This window comes from Dyella sp., assembly GCF_035508675.1.
Taxonomy (GTDB): Bacteria; Pseudomonadota; Gammaproteobacteria; order Xanthomonadales; family Rhodanobacteraceae; genus Dyella_B.
In genome coordinates this window covers 1-5,949 of record NZ_DATJMN010000027.1, presented here as the reverse complement: position 1 = coordinate 5,949, position 5,949 = coordinate 1, and the positions used below count along the sequence as shown (strand labels likewise).

Annotated in this window: 6 protein-coding genes; all 6 read right to left on the bottom strand. The window is 64.7% G+C overall.

Annotated features, from left to right (window positions below; all coding sequences use genetic code 11):
- On the bottom strand, positions 1 to 779 hold a 779-nt coding region (hypE, locus tag VMA74_RS01555; protein WP_325364136.1), incomplete at its 3' end, for a hydrogenase expression/formation protein HypE.
- Positions 776 to 3,037, bottom strand: a complete 2,262-nt coding sequence (gene hypF, locus VMA74_RS01550) for a carbamoyltransferase HypF (RefSeq protein WP_325364134.1) — start codon at positions 3,035 to 3,037, stop codon at positions 776 to 778. The genes hypE and hypF, both read right to left, overlap by 4 nt.
- A gap of 31 nt (positions 3,038 to 3,068) precedes the next feature.
- Positions 3,069 to 4,178 (bottom strand): hydrogenase formation protein HypD, encoded by a 1,110-nt coding sequence (hypD, locus tag VMA74_RS01545; RefSeq protein ID WP_325364132.1) that lies wholly within the window; start codon positions 4,176 to 4,178, stop codon positions 3,069 to 3,071.
- Between the two features lie 4 nt (positions 4,179 to 4,182).
- Complete coding sequence (gene hypB, locus VMA74_RS01540; protein WP_325364130.1) at positions 4,183 to 4,977, bottom strand: hydrogenase nickel incorporation protein HypB; 795 nt, start codon at positions 4,975 to 4,977, stop codon at positions 4,183 to 4,185.
- A gap of 22 nt (positions 4,978 to 4,999) precedes the next feature.
- Entirely contained in the window at positions 5,000 to 5,344 is a 345-nt protein-coding gene (locus VMA74_RS01535; protein WP_325364128.1) for a hydrogenase maturation nickel metallochaperone HypA, read from the bottom strand.
- Between the two features lie 22 nt (positions 5,345 to 5,366).
- Entirely contained in the window at positions 5,367 to 5,597 is a 231-nt protein-coding gene (locus VMA74_RS01530; RefSeq protein ID WP_325364126.1) for a HypC/HybG/HupF family hydrogenase formation chaperone, read from the bottom strand.
- Positions 5,598 to 5,949 lie beyond the last annotated feature (352 nt).

Sequence of the window (5,949 nt, the reverse complement as noted above, 5' to 3'; positions counted from 1 at the left end):
ATCTCGCAAACCGAGCGCACCGGATCGCGTACGGGAATCTGCAGCTCATCAAGGCGCACTTGCGCCCGCGCGGCCATCGCGATGTCGTGCGCGACCGTCACTAGTCCGCCACGCGTGGGATCGCGCATGAAACGCAATCCCGGCAGGTCGAGCAGCGCCTGGCAAAGCGGGAATACCGATGCCGAATCGGAGGCGACGTCGCCACGCAAGCCGAATTCCTCCCGCGCGAGCATTACGGCAATGCCATGATCGCCCACCGGTCCGCTGACCAGTACGGCGTCGCCGATGCGAACCCGATCGAGCCCAAGGCGTAACTGCGGATCGCGCGTGCCCACGCCGGTGGTGGCGAGGTACAGGCCGCCGCCTTCGCCGCGGCGGACGACCTTGGTGTCGCCGGTGACGACTTGGACCCCGGCATGCTGTGCGGCGCGGGCGAGACTGGCGACGATGCGGTCGAGCTGCTTGAGCGCAAGCCCTTCTTCGATGAAGGCATTGAGGCTCAAGTACAGGGGCGTCGCGCCGACGACCGCCAGGTCGTTGACCGTGCCGTGTACGGCGAGCGAACCGATATCGCCGCCGGGGAATTCCAGCGGCTGCACCGTAAAGCCATCCGTGGTGATCACGATTTCATTGCCGTGTATCGGCAACGTGGCTGCGTCCGCGCGTGTATCCAGCCAGGGGTTGGCGAGATGGCGCGCGAACACGTCGTCGATCAGTTCGCGCATGCGCCGGCCGCCATTGCCGTGAGCCAGCAGGATATGGGTCTCTCGCATCGTCATGTGGTCGTCCGTGTGGCTTCGATGAGTTGGCCGAAACTGATGCCGGCATCGTTGGGAGGGATGCTCGCGGGCAGGTATGCATCGAAGCCTGCATCGCCGAGTTCCGCCAAGGCATGCTCCGCGAGCAGTCGATTCTGGAAGACGCCGCCCGTGAGGCCGACCGCGAAAGGGCCGTGCTCAGCCTGCACATGCCTGGTGATGTCGAGCAACGTCGTTGCCAGGCTTGCGTGGAACGCGGCGGCACGCGCGCCGATGGACATGCCTGCGTCTTGCAGCATCGGCAGCAGGGCGCTCCAGTCGGCTTCCCACAGCTGCCGGGCATTTTTCTCGATCGCCATGCTAACGGGCTTGGCCGGCCATGCGGTGCGTGCCGCCGTTTCGAGCATCATCGGCGCCTGCGCTTCGAAACTTGCCATCTGGGTCAGCCCGAGCATGGCCGCGGCACCGTCGAACAAACGACCGACGGCGCTGGTGGTGGGTGCATTGAGACGCCGTTGCCATGCATGGCGAAGCACGTCCGCACCAGCGGGCGCCGCGTCCCACTCGCTTCCGGTCTCCCATGCCAGCGCACATGCGCTGCGCCACGGTTCGTGCGCGGCGCGCTCGCCACCCGGCAGGCGGAACGGGCGCATCGTCGCCACGCGACGCCACGATCCCGGCGCTCCGAGCAATGCTTCGCCGCCCCAGATCGTGCCGTCCTCGCCGTAGCCGGTTCCATCCCAGGTGAAGACGAGCCAGCGTTCGACGTCCGGATATTCGCCGGCAAGCGCCGATGCGTGGGCGTGGTGGTGAAAAACCTTCGTCAACGACAAGCCGCATTGCTCTGCCCAGCGCGTGCTGGCGTACGCGGGATGCGCATCGTATGCGACGTGCTCGGCGTGCACGCCATACAAACGCTGCAGGTCGGCGAGGGTGCGGTGGAATACCTCCAGGCTGCGCGGCGAATTCAATTCGCCGATGTGCGGTGAGATCACCACACGCCTGTCCCAGGCAATGCCGACGGTGTTCTTGGCGTGTCCGCCCACCGCCAGCACAGGGCGTTCGATCGCGTGGGGGAGTTCCCATTCCAAGGGTGCGTTGCCGCGTCCCAGGCGCAGCATGCGCGCGCGGCCGGCGACCACCTGCAATACGGGATCGTCGGCGGGCCGCACGATCGGCCGATTGTGATGCAGGCAGGCATCGGCGACGTGACGCAATCGCGCTGCGACGTCGGCTTGGTCGATCAACACGGGCTCCCCGCTGATATTGGCGGAGGTCGCGACCAGCGGCACACCGACGTCGCCGAGCAGCAGATGATGCAGCGGACTGTAAGGCAGAATCACGCCGATGTCGTCCAGGCCGGGCGCAATCTCCTCGCACAAGCCGCCGTTGCGCCGGCGCCTGACCAGCACGATGGGACGCATGACGTCGCGCAGCCTGCACTCGCTCTCGGTGTCGAGTTCCACGGCGCGGCGCAGTGCGGCAAGATCATCGTCGACCGGAAACATCACGGCCAGCGGTTTGGCCGGCCGCGGTTTATGCACGCGTATCCTTGCCACCGCTGCCGAGTGCGTGGCATCGCACATCAGGTGATAGCCGCCGATGCCCTTGACCGCCACGACCTGGCCCGCCTTCAGCGCAGCGACGCAGGCGGCAAGCGCTTTGGTGGAATCGTCGACGACGGCGTCGCCCTGGACAAACATCAGTTGCGGACCGCAAACAGGGCAGGCGAGTGGTTCGGCATGAAAGCGCCGATCGCTGGCGTCGTTGTATTCCCTGCGGCAATCCGCACACAGCGGGAACGCCGCCATGCTGGTGTGCGGGCGATCGTAGGGAAGCCGCTCGATCAGCGTATAGCGCGGCCCGCACTGCGTGCAGTTGATGAAGGGGTAGCGATAGCGGCGATCGTTCGGGTCGCGCAGTTCGCGCAGGCAATCGTCGCAAGCGTAGTAATCCGGCGGCACGTGCACGTCGGCGTGCGTGCTTTCTTCGCTGTCCAGGATGGCGAAGGTCGGGCTATCGAAGGGCGGGATCTCCTCGCACGATACGATCCTTGGCTTGGCCAACGACGGTGCTTCATGCACCAGTGCCCACTGGAATTGCTCCAGCGCGACAGCGTCGCCATCGGCCTCGATTTCCACCTGGCCGGAGCGGTTGCGCACCCAACCCTTGAGCTGCAGCCGCTGCGCGAGCCGATAGACAAACGGACGATATCCGACGCCTTGGACCTGGCCGCCCAGCCATAACCGCATCGCCACCTCATGACCGCGAGAACTCATGGCGCGCGGCCACGCCCAACGCAAGACGGCATCATGACATCGCCATCTTGTTCGATTCGCGGATGCCGCTTGCCCACCAGATGCGGCATGCGCCTTCATCAGACACCATGCACGGGCCGATCGGATGCTGGGGTGTGCAGGCGCGTCCGAACAGGAAGCACTCGTTGGGACGAATCTTGCCCAAGACGACCTTGGCGCAATCGCAGCCCAGCGGCATCTCCCCGGCGCGCTTTCGCGCGTCGTCGCCATGGATGGGGAATCGCCGGCGCGCATCATGCGCGGCGTACGCGGGTTTGAGTGCGAAGCCCGAGGCGGGAATGGTGCCCACGCCGCGCCACGGCGCATCGATGACGTCGAATGCATCGGCAAGCTGCTGCCTCGCCGTGGGGTTGCCGTCAGGGTGCGCCACTTCGGCATAGCAATTGTCGAGAAAGTAGCGTTGTTCCTGTATTTGCCGCAGCACAGAGTAGGTGGCGGCCAGCAGCGATTCCGGCGTAAAGCCGGCGACCGCGGCGGGAAGCCCGTGCTTGTCCACGACAAATTGCCATTCTTCCGGCCCCATGATGGTCGACACGTGCCCCGGCGCGATCAGCGCGTCGAAACCCGGCGTGCCCGAATCCAGCAGCATCGCCACCGCCGGCCAGGTCAGCCGCCCGGAAAGCAGCACGTAGAGATTCCCCGGAACGCCCTCGATCAGCATGGCGGCCACCGGCGCGCTGGTCGTTTCGAAGCCTGCGGCGAAAAAGACGACCGGCACATCCCGATTCGCGCGCGCGATGCGCACTGCTTCCATCGGCGTAGCGATGGGGCGTATGTCGGCACCGGTAGCGCGTGCCTGCTCGAGCGACCGCGCTTCGCTTTTGGGCGCGTTGACGGGAACGCGCAGCATGTCGCCGAAAGCGACAAGCATGACACGTTCACGCAGCGCGAGTTGGATGGCGCAGTACACGTCTTCCTCGGGGCACACGCATACCGGGCAGCCGGGTCCCGGAATCAGTTCGATGTTCGCCGGCAGCGCTGCGCGCAATCCGGCCATCGAGATCGAGCGCTCGTGACCGCCGCAGACGTTCATGATCTTGACCGTGCGCGGCAAGGCCATCGCATGAATGCGCTGCAGCCACTCGCTGGCGCTTACGGACATGGCCTTATTCCGCGGCGATCGGTGCGGACGCATGGCCGGGCACGCTGCCGGCTGCAGGGCGCGAACGGCGCACAGCCGCTTCGCTGCGCAGCCAGTCCAGCCACGTGTCGAGCCCGATGTGCTTGCGCGCCGATAGCGGCATGATCGGTGCGGCATTCGCCAGCTCCCGCACGTGGCGGCTTGCATCGTCGATGCTGAAATCGTCCAGATGCGGCAGCAGATCGGTCTTGGTAATCAGCACGGCCTCGGCGACGCGGAACATTACCGGATACTTGGCCGGCTTGTCGTCGCCCTCGGTGACGGCGAGCAGTACGACATGCCGATGCTGGCCGAGGTCGAAACTGGCAGGGCAGACGAGGTTGCCGACGTTTTCGATAAAGAGAATGTCCACGTCGTCGAGCGAAAGCTCATGCAGGGCCTCGTGCACCATATGGGCATCGAGATGGCAGGCGCTTCCCGTGGTGATCTGGATGGCCGGCACGCCCCTGGCGCGAATGCGCCGGGCGTCGTTTTCGGTCTCGAGGTCGCCTTCGATCACGGCGATACGGAATTCGTCTTTCAGCGCATCGATGGTCGCTTCGAGCAGGGACGTTTTGCCGGCGCCGGGCGAGGACATCAGGTTGACGGCGAGCACGCCGTGCTTGTCCAAGTGCATGCGATTGTGGCCAGCGGCATCGTTGTTCCTGGCGAGCAGATGGGTGAGCACGCTCACCGCCGTGACGGCGTTCCCGCTGTTGGCGGGACGGTAGACGAGCTGCCGGTTGGCGGGTGTGATGTTGCAGCCGCAGGTATCGCACATGTCCGTTCTTCCTCGTTGCCGTTTACGTGGTCAGTTCCACATCGGTCAGCAGCAATTCGTCGCCACTGATGAGCACCGTGCGCCAGTGGCCGCAGGCGCCGCAAACCAATCGATTCGATGTGGCCGCCGTTTCCGCGCCGCATTGTTCGCAACGCACGCGCAGCGGTGTTTGCATGATTTTCAGCCGGGCTCCATCGGCGATGGTTCCGCTGCTGGCCAGCGGATAGGTGGCTTGCAACAGGTCCGGCTCCACCCCTGAAAGAGGCCCTACGCTGAGGGTGATCGAAGCAACGCGCTGCGCGCCGTGCTCGGCGGCCAGGATCTCGACCTGATCCAGCAGTGCGCGGCATATCGAAAGCTCATGCATGGGATGGGTCCGTGCCGCGCATTCAGTTTTCGCCCGCTTGAACCATGGTGTCATAGGTCTCCCACGCGGAGCGTGCCGCCTGGGGATGGATTTTCTGGATGGCGTAACCGACGTGCACCATCACGAAATCGCCACAATCGACCTGCGCGTCCTGAAGCAAGAACAGGCTGACATCGCGTTCGATTCCCTTGGCCTCGCAATGGGCGACGTGGCCTTCGATCGCGACGACGCGCATGGGAATGGCGAGGCACATGGATGGCGTCACTCCGAACCTGGGCTCGCCGCTTGCAACGCGGATGGCGTTGAAGGGATCGCCTGAGAGTTGCGTTAAATCAATTCGATCATACTCGTACAGGCTTGCAGTTCAACACGGATTCGGCGATCCGGCTTGATCAAAATCAAGCCTGGGCAAATGGTGAAGTACGAGTTGTTGCCGCACATGAATCAGCACGCCGTAATCAGCATCTCGTAGTCTTGGCCTTCCCAGGTTTCCGTGTCTCGCCATAGGAACGTGAATTGGATGGTTTCTCCGGCGGCGAGCCCGGCGATCGGAAGATCGACGACATGGAGCCCGAGCGTCGTATCCCTGGTGTCGTCGTCGCGGA

Coding starts and splice junctions, on each gene's coding strand:
- hypF (WP_325364134.1), bottom strand. CDS start 3,037: ATGAGTTCTCGCGGTCATGAGGTGGCGATGCGGTTATGGCTGGGCGGC.
- hypD (WP_325364132.1), bottom strand. CDS start 4,178: ATGTCCGTAAGCGCCAGCGAGTGGCTGCAGCGCATTCATGCGATGGCC.
- hypB (WP_325364130.1), bottom strand. CDS start 4,977: ATGTGCGATACCTGCGGCTGCAACATCACACCCGCCAACCGGCAGCTC.
- VMA74_RS01535 (WP_325364128.1), bottom strand. CDS start 5,344: ATGCATGAGCTTTCGATATGCCGCGCACTGCTGGATCAGGTCGAGATC.
- VMA74_RS01530 (WP_325364126.1), bottom strand. CDS start 5,597: ATGTGCCTCGCCATTCCCATGCGCGTCGTCGCGATCGAAGGCCACGTC.